Source organism: Yersinia sp. LJYL362, from assembly GCF_048323875.1.
This window is the reverse complement of sequence record NZ_JBLWEX010000221.1, coordinates 1-17287: the sequence shown is the minus strand read 5'-3', so window position 1 is coordinate 17287 and position 17287 is coordinate 1. Positions and strand designations below refer to the sequence as shown.

The window sequence follows — 17287 nt, the reverse complement described above, 5'->3', positions numbered from 1 at the left end:
ACAGCGAACGGCATTCAAATCACTTCTGGATTGGCAGATGGTGAGCAAATTGTCGCAGCTGGCACCGGTGAGCTTCGCCCTAATCAAGTTGTTCGGGCTTGGGTACGTGAGCGGGGTCTCTAATGAAACTGCTTGATAATTATATCAATAATAGTACTCGTATCTGGCTAACAATTTTGTTGCTGGGTATTGGGGGGATTATTGCCTATCTCAATATAGGCAGGCTGGAAGACCCCGCCTTTACCATCAAAACGGCAGTGGTTGTCACCCGCTATGATGGTGCGTCGGCACAACAGGTTGAGGAAGAAGTGACGTTACCGCTAGAGAATGCCATTCAGGAACTCTCTTATGTCGATGACGTTACCTCCATTTCCAGCGCGGGTTTATCACAAATTACTATCAATATTCGTGCGCAATATGGGGCGAATGAGTTACCGCAAATCTGGGATGAATTGCGGCGTAAGATAAATGATAACAGTGTGCGGTTGCCGCCGGGGGCCAGTGCGCCGATGGTCAACGACGACTTCGGCGATGTGTACGGTTTCTTCTTCTCACTCACCGGGGATGGCTACAGCAATCAGGATTTACGCAACTTTGCCGAGCAATTACGGCGTGAGTTGGTACTGGTGCCGGGGGTCGGTAAAGTGGGGATTGTCGGTATCTTGCCTGAAGAAGTTCAGGTGGAGATTTCTCGCGCCCAAATGACCGCCGCGGGTATTACGCCACAACAGTTATCCGACTTGCTGGCTCGTCAGAATGTGGTGTCCGATGCGGGCCAGTTACAGGTGGGGAGTGAGTCGATTCGCTTGCACCCAACCGGTGAATTCCAGAGTGTGCAAGAGCTGGGGAACTTACTGGTTAGCCAGCCCGGCAGCCCAAAAAGCGTTTATTTACGTGACATCGCGACAGTGACACAAGGTTTTGGTCATTCACCTACCAATATTTACCGTGCTAACGGTAAGCCGGCATTGGCGCTGGGAGTCTCATTCGCCCCGAACGTCAACGTGGTCAATGTGGGTAATGCCATTAAAGCTCGACTGGCGCAGTTGGAAGGTGAACGCCCGTCAGGCATGCATATCAACGTTTTTTATGACCAGTCCCATGAAGTTGAGGGAGCGGTCAACGGCTTTATCCTTAACTTCCTGCTGGCACTGCTCATTGTTGTGGTCACCCTGCTTATCTTTATGGGGGTACGCAGCGGTGTGGTGATTGCCATCTCGCTGGCACTGAACGTACTTGGCACTTTGCTCATTATGTGGCTGTTTAATATTGAGCTACAGCGAGTGTCGCTAGGGGCGCTAATTATCGCGCTAAGTATGTTGGTAGATAACGCCATTGTAGTGGTGGAAGGGATTGTGGTGGGCCGCCAGCGCGGCGAAAGTCTCTCTACGGCGATCGGCAATGTCGTGAAGCGCTCGATGATGCCGTTGTTAGGTGCGACGGTGATTGCCATTTTGGCCTTTGCCCCGATTGGCTTGTCCAACGATGCAACCGGTGAATACTGTAAATCGCTATTCCAAGTGTTGTTGATCTCACTGATGTTGAGTTGGATTACCGCACTGACGCTGACACCGGTATTTTCTAAGTGGGCATTCCAGAACCAAAAGCCTGCGAAGGTGGATGAAGATAAACCGGCTAAGCAACCTTATGATGGCTGGTTGTTCCGCTATTATCGGGTGGTATTGAATAAATTACTGCAATACCGAGCGGTCACTTTGGTCCTGCTGGCGGCGATGTTGGTGGCATCTGTCGTGGGCTTTGGCCATGTTCGCCAGAGCTTCTTCCCGCCGTCTAACACCCCTATTTTCTTTGTTGATATTTGGCTGCCGTATGGCACAGATATCAGTTATACCGAAGGGGTCGCGAATAAGGTCGAGCAGTATATCAAGCAGCAAAAAGGGGTGGCTGACACCATGGCAACAATCGGTCAGGGCGCGATGCGCTTTATGCTGACTTATAACGCCCAGCGTCATTATCCTAACTATGCGCAGGTGATGGTTCGAACTGAGCAGCTAGACCAAATACCGGGTTTGATTGATGAAATCGAAGCTTATATGCATGACGAATACCCGCAAGTTGATGCGCAGGTCAAACGCATCATGTTCGGGCCGTCCAACAACAGTTCGATTGAAGCCCGCTTTATTGGCCCGGATCCAGAGGTATTGCGTTCTCTGGCCGCTCAGGCGGAAAAAGCGATCATTGCTGACCCGATGGCCGATGGCGCAAGGCATGACTGGCAAGATCGTAGCAAAATGATCCGACCTCAATTCTCTGATTATCTGGGCCGCGAGCTGGGTGTGGATAAACGCGAGGTTGATGGCACCTTGCGCATGAGCTTTGGTGGCTTGCCGGTCGGCTTATACCGCGACGGAACTCGCTTGATGCCGATTGTGTTGCGCACTCCGGATTCCGAGCGGCTCAATGCTGAACGCCTCAATGATGTGATGGTCTGGAGTCAGGCGCGTCAGGCCTTTATCCCGATCGATAACGTTGTGACCAGTTTTGAGACCGAGTGGGAAGATCCCCTCATCATGCGTCTGGATCGCAAACGGACATTGACGGTGCAAACTGATCCAACTCAGCAAGGAGGCGAAACCTCGTCTGAGTTATTACAACGCATCAAGCCAGGGGTTGAGTCTATTCAATTGCCGCGCGGCTATGAACTTGAATGGGGCGGTGACTACGAAAGTACCAAGGAAGCACAACGGGGTATTTTCATCAGTTTACCGATAGCATTCCTGATTATGTTTGTGGTGACCGTCTTGATGTTTAGCTCGGTGCGTAATGCGCTGGCTATCTGGCTGACGGTGCCATTAGCGCTGATCGGTGTGACTGTGGGCTTCTTGCTCACCGGTATTCCCTTTGGCTTTATGGCGCTATTGGGGTTATTGAGTCTGAGTGGGATGTTGATACGTAACGGTATTGTGCTGGTGGAAGAAATTGGCCTACAGCGGCAGGAAAAACCACTGCGTGATGCCATTATTGATGCTTCCACTGCGCGTTTGCGCCCTATCATGTTAACCGCATTTACCACGGTCTTGGGGCTGGCCCCGTTGCTCAGTGATGCCTTTTTCCAGAGTATGGCGGTGGTGATTATGTTCGGTCTGGGCTTCGCAACCGTGCTGACATTGCTGGTGTTGCCGGTGATATATAGCTGTATGAACCCGGAACCAAAAGAAAAGGCACATGATGAGCCCGTCAGTGAATAGCTGAGGGGCTCGCGCCTGAAATTAGTTAAACAGTCCCATTTTGGGGCTGTTTTTTTTGCCGTATGCCAAATGACACAGATTCAGCTTAATGCTCATAAAGCATTCTGTGCACTACCTCTCTTCCAGCTCCTGACTCTCACCTATTCGTTCCACTATGAAACATTATGAAGATAACTACGTTCCATAATGGAACGTTTTAGCCATCGATTCTCAGCGCGTTTTTTGCGCTTATAGTGGTTCTAGTTTCATCAAATTGACCCTAAAAAAAGATTCATTCTTACACTATCTCTTACGCTACAGGAGCAAGGTATGCTGAAAGTCATTCATCTCCGTCTAAATATATTCAAGGTGCCAATGCACTACAATCCATTGGCGAGTTTGCTAAGTTACTGGCTAATAAATACTTTATTATTGCTGATGATTTTGTGATGAAGCTAACGGCAGATGCTGTTGGTACCAGCCTGCAAGGCAGTGAGCTGGAAAATCATTTTAGCCGCTTTAACGGTGAATGTTCCCGTCACGAAATTGAGCGCTTAACAGTTGAACTGAAAAAACATAAATGTAATGGAGTGATTGGTATTGGTGGCGGTAAAACCCTCGATACAGCTAAAGCGATTGCTCACTATCAACATATCCCAGTGATTGTGGTACCGACTATCGCTTCTACCGATGCGCCAACCAGTGCTCTATCAGTGATTTATACCGAACAGGGTGAGTTCGCCGAATATCTGATTTATCCAAAAAACCCAGACATCGTGTTGATGGACACTGCGATTATTGCCAAAGCATCGGTACGCCTGCTTATCTCCGGTATGGGCGATGCGCTTTCTACTTATTTTGAAGCACAGGCCTGTTTTGACGCTAAAGCTATCAGCATGGCGGGCGGGGCCTCGACCTTAGCGGCTGTCACTTTGGCCCGTTTGTGTTACGAAACCCTGTTGGCAGAGGGCTACAAAGCTAAATTGGCCGTAGAAGCGGGGGTTGTTACCGAGGCCGTGGAACGCATCATTGAGGTAAATACTTACTTAAGTGGTATTGGTTTTGAAAGCAGTGGTTTGGCGGCAGCCCATGCCATTCATAACGGTTTTACTGTATTGGAAGAGTGTCATCACCTGTATCACGGCGAGAAAGTGGCTTTCGGGACACTGACCCAGTTGGTGTTACAGAACAGCAGTATGGAAGAGATCGAAACTGTACTCTCATTCTGCCAACAACTAGGTCTACCCATCACATTGGCTGAAATGGGTGTTTCACAGGATATCGAACGCAAAATTCGCGCGGTAGCTGAGGCCAGTTGTGCCGAGGGTGAAACTATTCACAATATGTCGTTTGCCGTCACAGCAGACAGTGTTTATGCCGCTATTATTGTGGCTGACCGTTTAGGCCAGACTTTCCTCAATTAAGTGACTGATAAACAAGTTAATTAACAGGCAAGCAAACTGATTGAGTATGCCGGTGTTCCTCATCATCGGCTGCTCTCTTTCCCAGGCATTCCCGTCCGCGGAGCATAAAATGAAAAAATTAATTAACAGCGTTGAGAGTGTATTGCAGGAACAAATTAAGGGGCTGGTTGAGGCCCATCCTGAGTTGGTATTGCATCAGGACCCCGTTTTTGTCACCCGAAGAGATGCGCCGGTCAATACCCCTGCGCTGGTTAAAAAATAATGCATCAGGAGAAAACCATGGGACTTACCAAACAACAAATTGTCAGTTGGTTACAGCTCTGCACTGAGGTGTTCAGTGAACAGCGGGATTTCCTGACACAGTTGGATACCGAAATCGGGGATGGCGACCACGGCCTGAATATGAATCGTGGTTTTAATAAAGTGGTCGAAAAACTGCCCTCTTTTGCGGATAAAGACATTGGTTTTATCCTGAAAAACACCGGTATGACCCTGCTTTCAAGTGTTGGCGGTGCCAGTGGCCCCTTGTTTGGTACGTTTTTTATTCGTGCCGCACAAAGTACCAATGCCAAACAGAGCCTTGATCTGCCAGATGATTAAAGATGGTGTTGAGGGGGTGGTGATGCGCGGTAAGGCGGAACCGGGCGATAAAACCATGTGTGATGTTTGGTGGGCTGTCGTGGCGCAACTTGAACAGGCAAACCAGCAGGGTGTGCCATTGGTCGATGCTTTGCAGCAAAGTGTCGAACGCGCACAGCTTGCATTGGCGGGAACCATCACCATGCAGGCCAGCAAGGGCCGGGCTAGTTATCTTGGCGAGCGCAGCTTGGCCATCAAGACCCTGGGGCGACATCGGCGATGTTAATGATGCAGGCTCTATCGCAGGTTGCCAGCCACTAATGTGGCCCAACCTATCCGGTAATCAGGAGGAAAGATGGTCAATCTCGTTGTAGTTTCTCACAGCGCGATTTTAGCCACAGAACTGGATATTCCAATGTTAGTTGGCGCTATGGGGGGCCTCGACGCCAGCCGCAATGGCCAAAAAGCCCTATTGGATACCGCAACTGGAGTACTCAAACTCCAGTAAGCGGTGTAAGTCTTCAACACATATAACTCCTTGAAATAGCAGCCTCAATCCAGGGCTGCTATTTGAGGAATCAAGTCACTCAGTGGCGTCAAAATTTGTTTTTTCCAGTTATAGCGCTCTGCGATGAGGGTGGCGCTCGCCTGTCTGATTGCCTCTATTTCAAATTTGGATAATTGGCAAATGTGTCGTATCACTTCCGCTAAATTGGCGGCATCCCCCGGAATATGCAGGAACCCATCAATACCATGCTCAACTTGTTCCCGCAGGCCACCTGAATCAGCGACAACTAATATTGCCCCGTGTTTTCTGGCTAACCAGCGCGACTCCATAGGAATTAATCCATTTGGTTCATTTTCGGCCGATAGAACACACACCCGCGTATTACGCCACTGAATCAGGCAGGCCATCAGTTCGCGATCAAATGAATTTATAACCGAAGCGTGTATATCAAGTTGGCTGGCTAATGCTAATAACTCCGGCAAAACGGGGTCACTCACGATAACCGCATGAATATGATCACCCAGATAACTGGCTGCTGTCAGTAATAAATCATAGCGCTTATAATGCACTCCCCTTCCAAGCGTAATTGCCAGCGGATATTCGAGTGATATTCCGTGCGCGGATAGCGTGTCGCAGATCTCTTGCTCACTGCGTATCCGGAACCATGGGTCGTTGATATTTACCCCTGCGGGAACCGGTATCAATGTTTGGGGATCAGCGCCATATTGTGAAACTAAATGGTCTGCCAGAAAATTGCTGATAGTACCCAGCTTGATATTCGGATCAATCTTCGCCCATTGAACAGGCAATGATTCAGCCATCAGTCTGTCCGGATTGGGTAATGGCATTTCATGATTAAATGCTGTGCCATGAGAAACATAAATGACTTTTATATTTTCTCCTGCAACAGCTGTATGCAAGCTGACAATTAAAGGCGTAAATGAAAATGGCAGTTCATGGCAAAATGCCAGGGTAATATCATAGTTCTCACTAATATCAATAATCTTTGCGGCCGCCGCGGCAGAGGATATTTTCCAGTTTTGTAAGTCGCCGAGAAAAGCATCACCGTACGGCCATAAACACCCAGTTCCGTTACCCAACGTCATGTTTGGTACCGTCGAGAATGTTCCCCCTATCTCATGAATCTTTTCTATATAATAGGCGTGAGAATCAATATCAAAAAATGTATTGCATTTACTGTATGCAATCTCAATAAAATGTGGCTCGAGGCAGATGTTATGAGGGGCTAAAAAGTCTATGACCTCAGATAGCGCTTGAATTTGGCCTCTGATATAAGAGCCGACACCGCCAACGAAAATTTGAATGCCTTCTGTAGATAAATGAATGACACCAATTTTTAGATTGTTTTTTTTGTGGATGGGAAATATATTTACTGGCATATAAAACCTCGTGATCTTAACGAGAAATATTGTTGGTTATTTATTTCTTCGATACCTTGTAATTATTTATAAACAAAATATCCAAGCCGCAATTCAAAAATAAATCAATTGCATCTTTAGGTGTTTCTACTATTGGCATCCCTCTAATATTCAGTGAGGTATTCAGCAATATGGGTATTTTAGTCTGTTCAAAAAAAGAAGTTATCAGTTTATGGAATTTTCTATTGATATTTTTTTTTACAGTTTGCACACGAGCACTCCCATCAATATGGACAATTGAAAGAAGGTCAGTTCGGTATTGTTCTTTTACATAGGCAATAAATAACATGTAGTCACTATCATGATTTAAGTGAAAATATTCTTGCACTTTTTCATGTAGAATTGCGGGTGCGAAAGGCCGGAAATCTTCTCGAAACTTCACATTGGCATTAATGTGATCTTTCATCCCCGCGCTGCGAGGATCGGCCAGAATACTTCTGTTTCCCAATGCTCGTGGCCCGAATTCAGACTCCCCTTGGAACCAGGCAATGACCTGACCCGATGCAATAGAGGCAGCCGCCGTAGCTTCAATATCCTCGCAGTAAGCGTATTCAATCTTGTCGTTCTGTTTTTCAAGCTCAGTTATGACGCGAATATCACTATAGTTCTTGCCAAAAAACGTCGAGCCAGCATGTTTGACTCGCTCCTTTTTAAGGACCTCCAGCCAACCATAATAACAACAGCCGATGGAAAGCCCATTGTCACCCGCCGCAGGTTGAATATATAAATTATCGAAATAACACCCATTAATGAGCTTTTCATTTGCAGTGGCATTTAATGCAACCCCGCCAGCATAAGCGAAGTTCTTCATAGGATAAAGTTGGTAGTAATAGTTAAACAGGTAGAATAAAGCCTCTTCAAGCTTGGTTTGTGCCCAATAGGCCAAGTCTGCATAATATTGGAAGTTATCTTGAAAGTGTGTGGGCTGCGTATTTAGCAATGGGTCGATATTTGCCCACCAGTCATTACGTAATATTACTTTTCCTGAATTGAAAAAGAACGGCTGCCAATGGATAACACCTGCTCTGCCATAGGGAGCCAGACCCATTAATTTACCTGCACAGTCAAGTTCACCGAAAATATAAAAAGCAATCCCCTCGTAAAATTCACCGAGAGAATTCTCTATTTCCCATGTTGAAACAGGATAGGTTTTTCTATCCTTCCGATTAACCCAGCGGGAAAAGTCTTTAAAGATCGGCTGCATTTTCCCATTTTGATAAACGTAGTAACTGCATGTTTCCCAATAACGGTAACGATTATTATAATGTATATTATCTATGCTATAAATATTTCCATTAATATCATTACAACTATCTACGCTGCCACCATGCCCATCGATAACCACAACCCCCATATCATCAAAAGGGGATGTGCCTATTGCACTATAAGCATGGGCCAAGTGATGTGAAAGTGTCACAACAGGTACCATAGGAGGCAAAATCCTATTTTTCCGGTATTCTAATTGTTCACTAAAAAGAGGGTTATGAGAATTTTGCTCTACGATTAATGCCAGGTCATTATATTCAATACCCGCGGCATCTAAGCAGTATTGAATGGTGGCATTATCATTAAAACCATCATGCTTGATTCTTGATATTCTTTCCTTTTCTATTGCAAATATAATTTCTCCATCTTTCATTAGGCAGGTTGAACCATCATGGGATAGGGCAGTACCAAGAATATAAATGGGGTTATGCATAATTAATATCCTTATTAATTTTTAATAGAGTTAGTTAAGTATATAAGCGAGTCGCCGAGATAATGCGAGTGTCGTTAATGATGGGTTGGCAGCCCCGGGGCGCGGGAATGTACTCGGGCCGATAGCAAATAGATTATTAATTTTCTTAAATTCATGATTGTCATTTAGTATCTCGCCTAAAGGTAATGTACTTCCCTCATGGTTTTCTGTACCCAAAGGACTAACCCATGTTATAGGTACATTGTAATTAACTATCCTCGATGGCGATCTCATGTGATTGTGAACATCTCCCATGGTACGGGCATGAATAATAAATCCTGCTTGAAAATCTAAAGGTTCAAATGGGATTTTTGCATTGTTACACACTTCATGCCAGAATATATTCAATTCATATTTCTCTTTTTTAATCAGCGTATTATCCACGTAACCCAAGTTACACGAAATGGATATAGGTAGGGTTTCACTATTTGTTGCTATGCTGATATTTGTATGAATAGAGGGGATTTGTTCACCCATCGTCCATGCTTCTAATTCAATACCAAGATCTGATTTGTTGATAGTAAAAAATAGGTTAAATCGTTCACCACATAAGCTAGGGCTGAAAAATAGAGTGTCTGGATGACTCTCCATTAACGTCTGTATGATATCTGGAACTTTATTGTGCTCAATGGTGACATTGAATCCTTGCACAATATGATCAACAAGGCCCGTTAGTTTTCTCTCTGTCAATCCCCCCGAATCATAGAGTGCTTGAGCGGCTAAACGTGAGTTTTCAATTGTTCCTAAAGCAAGTACACATTTATCTGCTAATACATGACGTATCTCATTAGATGCCATATCTCGTAATTTAGCACCGATACATTTCCCATTGATAATAATAAGCGCGACAGCTTCATACCCAGTAATAATGCGTGGGGGCGTTCTGAGTTTATTATCTTGTTTCCAATAGGATAGGGGCGAATAGGCTTCCCAACGGCCAGCGTCACCTAGTGTACGGGTAGCCTGAGGGGTAACCTTGAATTCAAAATTAGCAAATTTAAAGCGATAGTCAGCATCGTAGCTCTTTTCTGCCCACGCTAATATTTCAGACTGGACCTGTGTATAGAGAGAGGTGCCTTCTAACCACTTCTCAGTGAGATCACTGACAATCTTTGCTGGCCAATATTTGAGAGTTTCGGCTTCAATTGGCAAAATAACGCCATGCCAATAGAGTGACCTGCCCCCCACTCTGCGCCGCAAGCAGGTTCCTTTTGAATAATGCGGCTCACTTAAAGACTGCCATGAGCGGTAAGCATATTGATCTAAGTCCTCATTCTTCCAAAGTTCATCAGCCCTCTGAAATTCTTTCCCTGCATTGATATGGTTGTAATCATCAGCTGGCCCCGCTTCTATAACAACAATATTCTCAACTTCTCTATTATTTAAATGTTTTGCTAACTCTAAACCTGACATCCCTCCACCTAATATGAGAATGTTAATTTTATCAGGAATTTCTGCCGAATTTTTAGATGTTGCTGTCTTCGCAATATTCATGATGTATCCTCTACAAAATAATATTTATTTTAAAATCAATGTTTTTACGTTTAAATCGTGTGATTCACGTCTTAATTGATGTATAAAATCCTGCCATGGGCTTATAGGGAATTTTGATTGAATAAGGAGCTTATTACTGACTAGCTGTTTTTTGATTTCTATATCACCTACAGCATGCATACGCATCCAGTCAAATAACTGTTGTGCCGTATCTCTAGGTAAACCGGGATCGACTTTTATATGATAGTATTCGGAACCATAAAATTCGGTAAAAGCAGTGTATTCTGTAACAGCACAAGGAATAGTGGAAATAGCAGCGAGCGCAGGCCCTAAACCAACACTTTCAACATTTTTTACATTGGGTGTAAATAAAACAGCACCCGATAAAGCATGACAAATGATAAGTAAATCAACCTCATCTAAGCACCATTTATTATCTTTATTCCTATAAGTTTGCAGCGGAACTTCATCCAAAAAAATAATATCTTCATTAAGATGTAATTTCTTCACTTGCTCTTTTAGGTAACCGGCATACTCAGGATCTTCATTCATATTTCCAAATATCAGTAGCTTAGGGGGGCACAAATCTTTTCCTTTATAAATATCAAGTAGTGAATTAAAAATATCAATTGATATTTCGAGGCCTTTTACTCTAAATACACGTACGGGAGAAATAATAACAGTCGAACCTGGTGGGATATTATGTTGACTTAAAAATTCACTGTGAATATTATTAAATTCAGATTCATCTATGGAAGGTAATATGTTAGGGATCACTTCAGCTGTCAGTGCTGTTGGATAGTGCCTACATTCAGCTGCCAGAGATTCAGATGCAACTATCCATTTAGTATAGGTATTATTTTGTGGTATTGGAGTTAAAGCATTGGGCATTTTGGGGTATAATCTTTCTGCATTTTCATAAATAGCATAGCTACCAAAAAGGTCATGATCCCAGAAGATAACACCACCGTAATTTTTTTTCGCCCAATATTTTTTGGCAGCATTATGGATAGCCAAAGTAACGGGTACGGCATCAGATAGTGTCATGTTTAAACAGAAAAGCCAGTCAATATTGTTATCTTCAAGCCAATTAATAAAGTAATTCTGATATTGTTCAGATATTAAAGATATATCCTTTTGGATATTTATTATTTCATGGTGTGTTAATTTTTCATATTTTGCGATTTTGTTTCTTATATTAGTAAAGTCACTACCATAGTCTTCATGACACATTGAATACTGATGAATAGAGCTAACTTTCATCCAGGTTGGATAGTGCGAGTCTGGGTTCCCGTGAGGAAAGAATTTAATCTTGTCTGGCCGCCATGAAAAACCGAGATCCGCAGGTATTTCATTAGTAATGATATTGTTTTTTATTGCCATCTCAGCAACATTTCTAAATATAGTTAATAGGCCACTCGTTGGGAGTCCATCTCCTGATATAATCGCCCACTTCATTTTCGTCATTATTTATCTCCTGATGTTAACTGTTTAATTGAATTGACTTTACGGATAAAATTTTAACTAAAGAAAAAATTAATATGCAACAAATCAATATGGCAATAAAAGCCGTTCTCAGTGAGGTAAAGTCTGCTAATATACCTATTAATGGTGGTGAGACGAGTAAACCAATTCTCGACATCCATGTTGCAAAAGTAATTCCGCTAGTTGCATTGATATTAGGTAACTGGCCAATAAAGGATATTGCCAGTGGAAATATAACTGATACACCTAATCCAATGAGAGAAAAACCTACTATTGTAAAAAAAACAGAATGAATGAATATTATTAATGTTATTCCTGTCATGGATAATACCACGCCATATTTTAATGTGATTAATTCCCCAAATTTATTGGTGTAGTAGTCACCAAATATACGACCAATAACCATGCATATTTGGCACGAGAGATAAGGTAAGCCAGAAATCACTAATGTAACATTATAAATATCCTTCATGTATATTGCGCCCCAGATACTGGCTGTTTCTTCTATACTGCATGTAAAGACAAGTATGGTTAGCGCTATAATATAAAGCTGAATCTCTAATAATCCTATTTCGTGTGGATGTTTACCAGATATGTGAAAATTAATTTGTGTATTGGACTTTTTAAATAATAGAATGTAAACAATTAGCATCGTTAGATTAAGAGTAAGTAATGTAAGGTTGAATTTCTCCATCGAGAACCCGAGGCCAATAGCTATAACAGCAATAAGTCCACCCCATATTGTGCCGATACTGCTTATGCCATGAAGTCGATTAATCAAACTCTGCCCATATGACTTTTGTATTTTTATAGCTTGTACATTAATACAAGTATCCCCCCATGAATCAAAAATGCCGAACAAAAAAAGTAATAGTGTTATTTCATACCACGATGACGAAAATGCAACTATTGATATAGTAATGATTAAAAATAAGAATGTTATATTTGTTGCCCAATATAACCCAATTAAATTTATAAATCTCTTTGAAAATAACCCAAAGGTTATCGCCCCCGCGGGAATAGCTGATATCATTATTCCAACCATATAATTACTTAGGTTGAATTTTTCTTTTAAATCAGGTATCCATGGAACCAAGCTGGCGTAGGCGATACCATGAATAAAAAAGAGTGTCGATAATATGATGCTTTGTTTTTTTTGCATTTTTTATAGTCATTATATTAATTTTATGAGTTAATTGTTATAATATATAATTGAAATCAAATCCTAATATGTTTCTATACCCTGATTTTATTGACGGTTCCTTTAATTCTATCGGCGTGACTTGATGCCAAATTGACGAGTTTCTGTCTATGTGGAATAGACCCTCACCACACTCTAATGTGTGTGATTTAATGATTTCATCCTTTTCAATGCAATAAAGTTTACTCGCACCCCCTTTAATATTATATTTATCAATAACTAATGCGGATACAATATAGTCACTCCCATCTTGATGTAAACCTTCCGGCGAATTTGAGACCAGAGGTGTTGATCCATCTATAATCAAAGATATTTGATGACAAGTGACCCCAATTTTTTTAATTTTTCTTTGTGGTTCACATTCACACAAAATTTCGGAAAATTTTTTAATGAGTATTTTTAAAGTCGCAGAATGAGCAGTGATGCGATCCATCGGAGGGAAACGACGAATCAATTGTCTTAAATCTAATGGATGGTCGGCATTCTGGGTAAAATGAGTTAATGTAGGTAAATCAATATGTTTAATGCTCCATTTGTTATCAATATATTCGGCAATGAATTGACTCACCCCTCTCTTTCGAAAAGGTTTATAGGCATAAAATATTTTTTTATCTGGCACCGATAATGTTGATATCAGAGATTGAATATCTTCAGGCACCAAACTGTCATCAAGATATCGTTGTGCCGCCTGTAAAATTAAATCTCTTTTCGCAAAGCGTTTGCTGATAAGAAATCTTAATTGTGATAATTTTATATCATTAGTGTCCCATGCTAATTTTTTAAATGATAACTCGTTTTTAATTGTTTTTATATTCAAACCAAATTCATTTATATTGAATTGAATTATTTTATATTTAATACCCATGACATAGATGTCCTATTCATCAAGTTATTATTGATGAGTTATATTAATGTGAGTAAACGATACAAAATTACATATAATAATTAAGCTATTCTAGAGTAATGTGTGGTTTTATTTCTCTATTTTTATATCTCAAATATCTCTCTTCGGCAAGCTTTTATAAATAGGTGGCAGTATGTATGTTTTTCAAACTATCTATTATTGATGTCTTTTATTAGGGTTTTATCGTGACATATTAGGTAATTAACATTTATAGATAACAGAATCGCTTTATTTATCTTTGTAATTGATATTATCTTTATTTATCTAAATCAGTTGAAGGAGTTTAACCCTTCATTTCATGGTTTAAATATAATGTCAAAAAATGTGATCTACGCAAATGGAATGGTGTTTCATTGTGTGTATTATATTTTAATGCCAGATAAAATCTTCCATCATTTATAGTCGCGTCGCGTGATTTTACTTGGGTAAGAATGCGTTACTGAGGATCTCGAAATGCCAATTAATTTATTGGGTAAAACGCTATTGTTAGGATTGATGTCGTTTGTTGTATTGGGGACGGTGAATGCCGCGCAGTATAATGCCGTCGTTTCTACCACTCCTCAGGGTAATGAGTTTTCCTCGATTAATGCTGTATTGAAGTCAGCTCCGTTGGATGACACGCCTTTTATTATCTTCCTGAAAAATGGAGTTTACACTGAGAGGTTAGAGGTGACTCGTCGTCATGTAACTTTGAAAGGGGAGACTCGGGATGGCACGGTGATCGGCGCGGCTATATTACTGCCCCGAGTACATTAATGTCCTCACCTTATGGTTTGATATTTATTAACAGCCAGCTGACCAAAGAGCCTGGTGTTCCCGCTAACAGTTTTGCTTTAGGGCGGCCATGGCATCCGACAACCACCTTTGCCGATGGCCGTTATGCTGATCCGGCGGCAATGGGTCAGGCCGTATTTATCAATACGACGATGGATGATCATATTTACGGTTGGGATAAAATGTCTGGTAAAGATAAGCAAGGTGAGAAAATTTGGTTCTATCCGCAAGACTCCCGTTTCTTTGAGGCGAACAGCAAAGGGCCGGGTGCTGCCATTAATGAGGGGCGCCGCCAGCTATCTGCGGAGCAGCTTAAAGCATTCACGTTACCTATGATTTTCCCCGACTGGACGGTTCATTGAGACTAAAATGACAGTGACTCGCCCCCCTTGAATGGGTGGATATCCAGTCGGTGGAGTTTCACTTTTCGCCATAATATGGTGCGGCCTATGCCCAATAAGGCCGCCATTTCATTCAGTTGCTCCTGGCAGACCAATGCGGCACGAATAATGGCCTGCCTTTCTAATTCTTGCAGTGATAAGACCGGCTGAGGTTGTGGCATATCCGATTCCAATAGCAATTTTTCGCCGAGTAGATGCTCTGGCAAATCATTGAGATTGATGCGGTTGTTGCGACAGGCCATCGCGGCCCGCTCAACCACACTTTTCAGCTCTTGATCATTACCCGGCCAAGGGTATTGGCATAACTGGCGAATAACGCTTTCGTCTGGCTGATATTGGCAGTGGAAATGTTGCCCCAGGCTGGCCAGTGTGTGCTGAACCAGTAGTGGAATATCTTGCTGGCGTTGGCGCAGTGGCGGGATATGCAGCTCGAAAGATTGCAAGATATAGAAGAGTTGGCGACGAAAATGGCCTTGTTTGACTAACAGGGGCAGGTCTGCGCCGGTGGCGGTGATGATCCGCACATCCACTGGGATCACCCGATTCGAGTTTACCCGCATCACCATGCCGGTTTTGACAATTTGCAGCAGCGCTGATTGCATTTCGGGCGACAAGTATTCGACTTGTTCCAAATATAAGGTGCCGCCGTTAGCTAATTCAAATTTGCTGGGTTGCCCAGATTCACCTTCACTGGCATCGCTACCCAGGAATTCCCGTGCCATAAGATTTTGCGGTAATGCCTGACAATTCAATACGATATAGGGGCCAGCTGCTCGATTGCTGGCATTATGAATGGCTTGCCCTAATTGTTGCTTACCCACACCTTCTTCCCCATGCAATAAAATGGGGTGTCTACCTTTAGCTGCCTGTTTGCCATAGCGAATTAAGCGGCGCATTTCCAGTGATGCCACGGGCATATCGTCAAAGGTATAACTGGCTCGCCCTAATTGGTTATGCACCATTTGCCGCAGTAATTCTTGTGGATGCAGAAGTGCAATAAATCCACAACGATCGCCATCTGGGATAGGTTTGAGAGTCAACAAAGCAGGAATAAATTGTTGCTGATTTTCAAAAGTGACTTCCACATGGCTGAGGGGGATACGATGCAAAATAGCATGGGTCAACACAGCGGGTAGGGTGAGTAGATCAGTGACGGGCTTACCGAGACTGCTGGTTTCATTGAGCTGCAAGATGGCTGCTGGCCGCTGACCTGTATCGGATGCCCCTCGGTTATTGCCAGAGCAGGGGCATTGGTGCCGATTAATCCTTCAGCCCAATAGCTGCCACAATCAATGCCTAACGCTTTTAACTGACTCATGGTCTGCGGATGACCGCATTGCCACAGGGTACAGCCGCTTTCATCAAGAATTAACAAGACGCAGTGGCGTGATTCCATGTATTCATAAGCATCTTCCAGTTCGGCCTGGCCTAACACCAGTAAATCATTTTTCCGCTGACAAATTGACTGGAAAGTGGCCCCTGCCGCACGGTGTGGCACCCGCCATTGCTGGGCTTGCATCAGTTTTTGGCAGCGCTGCCATGACCCGATTAGCGCCGGAGTGGCAACTGGCTCAGAGTGGCTCATTGAGTGCCTTGGACCCCGGGTGTCGCCAATGGATTTGGCCCGGCAGAATCAGCTGATTTTGCGCCAAAGGTGTTTCGGCGATCAGGGCGGTTATCATCTCAAAGCTATGGCGTGCCAACCCTTGGCAATCCTGTGCGATGGTATCTATTTTTAAGGGTAAGCAATCAAACAGATAGTGGTCATCAAAGCTACAAAGATGGATATCACTGTCCATTAATTGATGCTGATTGAGATAGCGCAATACCCCTTCCAACAGGCCACAGGCGGCGGTAAATACCGCTTTGGGCGGGCGGCCTAATTGCGCGCAAAGCTGGGCAATCATTTCATAGCCAGAGCTGGGCAAGTAGTGGCCATTTAGGACCCATTCAGGGCGGCATTCGATCCCTGCTTGTTGTAACCCTTGCTGGAAGCCCGCCAAACGGTCACGCGTCGGCGAGATCCGTGGCTGACCGCCGAGAAAGTAAAATTCATCTGGATGTTGGCGAGCCACATTTTCAACCAATGCACAGGTAGAGGCGATGGAGTCGGTAATCACCAGCGGTAATGCCGATTCACCAATCAATCTAT

9 protein-coding genes and 6 pseudogenes are annotated in these 17287 nt (G+C 43.3%); 7 read left to right on the top strand and 8 right to left on the bottom strand.

Features of this window, described 5'->3' with window-relative positions; all coding sequences use genetic code 11:
* The 6 genes and pseudogenes from ACNSO8_RS12025 to ACNSO8_RS12000 form a co-directional block, all read left to right on the top strand.
* Positions 1-123, top strand: a pseudogene (locus ACNSO8_RS12025) (efflux RND transporter periplasmic adaptor subunit); the annotation flags it as partial.
* Positions 123-3209, top strand: coding sequence for an efflux RND transporter permease subunit (locus ACNSO8_RS12020; RefSeq protein ID WP_418394756.1), 3087 nt, complete (start codon positions 123-125; stop codon positions 3207-3209). The pseudogene ACNSO8_RS12025 and the gene ACNSO8_RS12020, both read left to right, overlap by 1 nt.
* Positions 3210-3493: 284 nt before the next feature.
* Complete coding sequence (locus tag ACNSO8_RS12015) at positions 3494-4612, top strand: glycerol dehydrogenase (RefSeq protein ID WP_418394757.1); 1119 nt, start codon at positions 3494-3496, stop codon at positions 4610-4612.
* Positions 4613-4721: 109 nt separating this feature from the next.
* Positions 4722-4847 (top strand): annotated as a pseudogene (locus ACNSO8_RS12010) (dihydroxyacetone kinase); the annotation flags it as partial.
* Positions 4848-4891: 44 nt separating this feature from the next.
* Positions 4892-5512 (top strand): annotated as a pseudogene (gene dhaL, locus ACNSO8_RS12005) (dihydroxyacetone kinase subunit DhaL).
* 49 nt (positions 5513-5561) lie between these two features.
* Positions 5562-5699: pseudogene (locus tag ACNSO8_RS12000) on the top strand (PEP-utilizing enzyme); the annotation flags it as partial.
* A 44-nt stretch (positions 5700-5743) separates the two neighbouring features.
* Here ACNSO8_RS12000 and ACNSO8_RS11995 read toward each other — a convergent pair.
* The 6 genes from ACNSO8_RS11995 to ACNSO8_RS11970 are packed head-to-tail and all read right to left on the bottom strand — an operon-like array spanning position 5744 to position 13921.
* A complete protein-coding gene (locus tag ACNSO8_RS11995) occupies positions 5744-7099 on the bottom strand; it encodes a glycosyltransferase family 4 protein (RefSeq protein ID WP_418394755.1) in 1356 nt (451 codons plus the stop codon).
* A gap of 40 nt (positions 7100-7139) precedes the next feature.
* Entirely contained in the window at positions 7140-8837 is a 1698-nt protein-coding gene (locus ACNSO8_RS11990) for a carbamoyltransferase (RefSeq protein WP_418394754.1), read from the bottom strand.
* 30 nt (positions 8838-8867) lie between these two features.
* On the bottom strand, positions 8868-10370 hold the full coding sequence (locus ACNSO8_RS11985; RefSeq protein ID WP_418394753.1) for a GMC family oxidoreductase: 1503 nt from the start codon (positions 10368-10370) through the stop codon (positions 8868-8870).
* Positions 10371-10394: 24 nt separating this feature from the next.
* Positions 10395-11837 (bottom strand): hypothetical protein, encoded by a 1443-nt coding sequence (locus ACNSO8_RS11980; RefSeq protein ID WP_418394752.1) that lies wholly within the window; start codon positions 11835-11837, stop codon positions 10395-10397.
* 16 nt (positions 11838-11853) lie between these two features.
* On the bottom strand, positions 11854-13017 hold the full coding sequence (locus ACNSO8_RS11975) for an MFS transporter (protein WP_418394751.1): 1164 nt from the start codon (positions 13015-13017) through the stop codon (positions 11854-11856).
* A gap of 37 nt (positions 13018-13054) precedes the next feature.
* Positions 13055-13921, bottom strand: a complete 867-nt coding sequence (locus tag ACNSO8_RS11970) for a 2OG-Fe dioxygenase family protein (RefSeq protein WP_418394750.1) — start codon at positions 13919-13921, stop codon at positions 13055-13057.
* A gap of 492 nt (positions 13922-14413) precedes the next feature.
* On the opposite strand from ACNSO8_RS11970, the pseudogene ACNSO8_RS11965 reads away from it, so the two are divergent.
* Positions 14414-15096, top strand: a pseudogene (locus ACNSO8_RS11965) (hypothetical protein).
* Positions 15097-15098: 2 nt separating this feature from the next.
* Here the strand turns inward: ACNSO8_RS11965 and dhaR are convergent.
* Both dhaR and ACNSO8_RS11955 read right to left on the bottom strand, forming a co-directional pair.
* A pseudogene (dhaR, locus tag ACNSO8_RS11960) lies at positions 15099-16720 on the bottom strand (dihydroxyacetone kinase operon transcriptional regulator DhaR).
* A partial coding sequence (locus ACNSO8_RS11955) for a substrate-binding domain-containing protein (protein ID WP_418394749.1) occupies positions 16707-17287 on the bottom strand: 581 nt, incomplete at its 5' end. The gene ACNSO8_RS11955 and the pseudogene dhaR, both read right to left, overlap by 14 nt.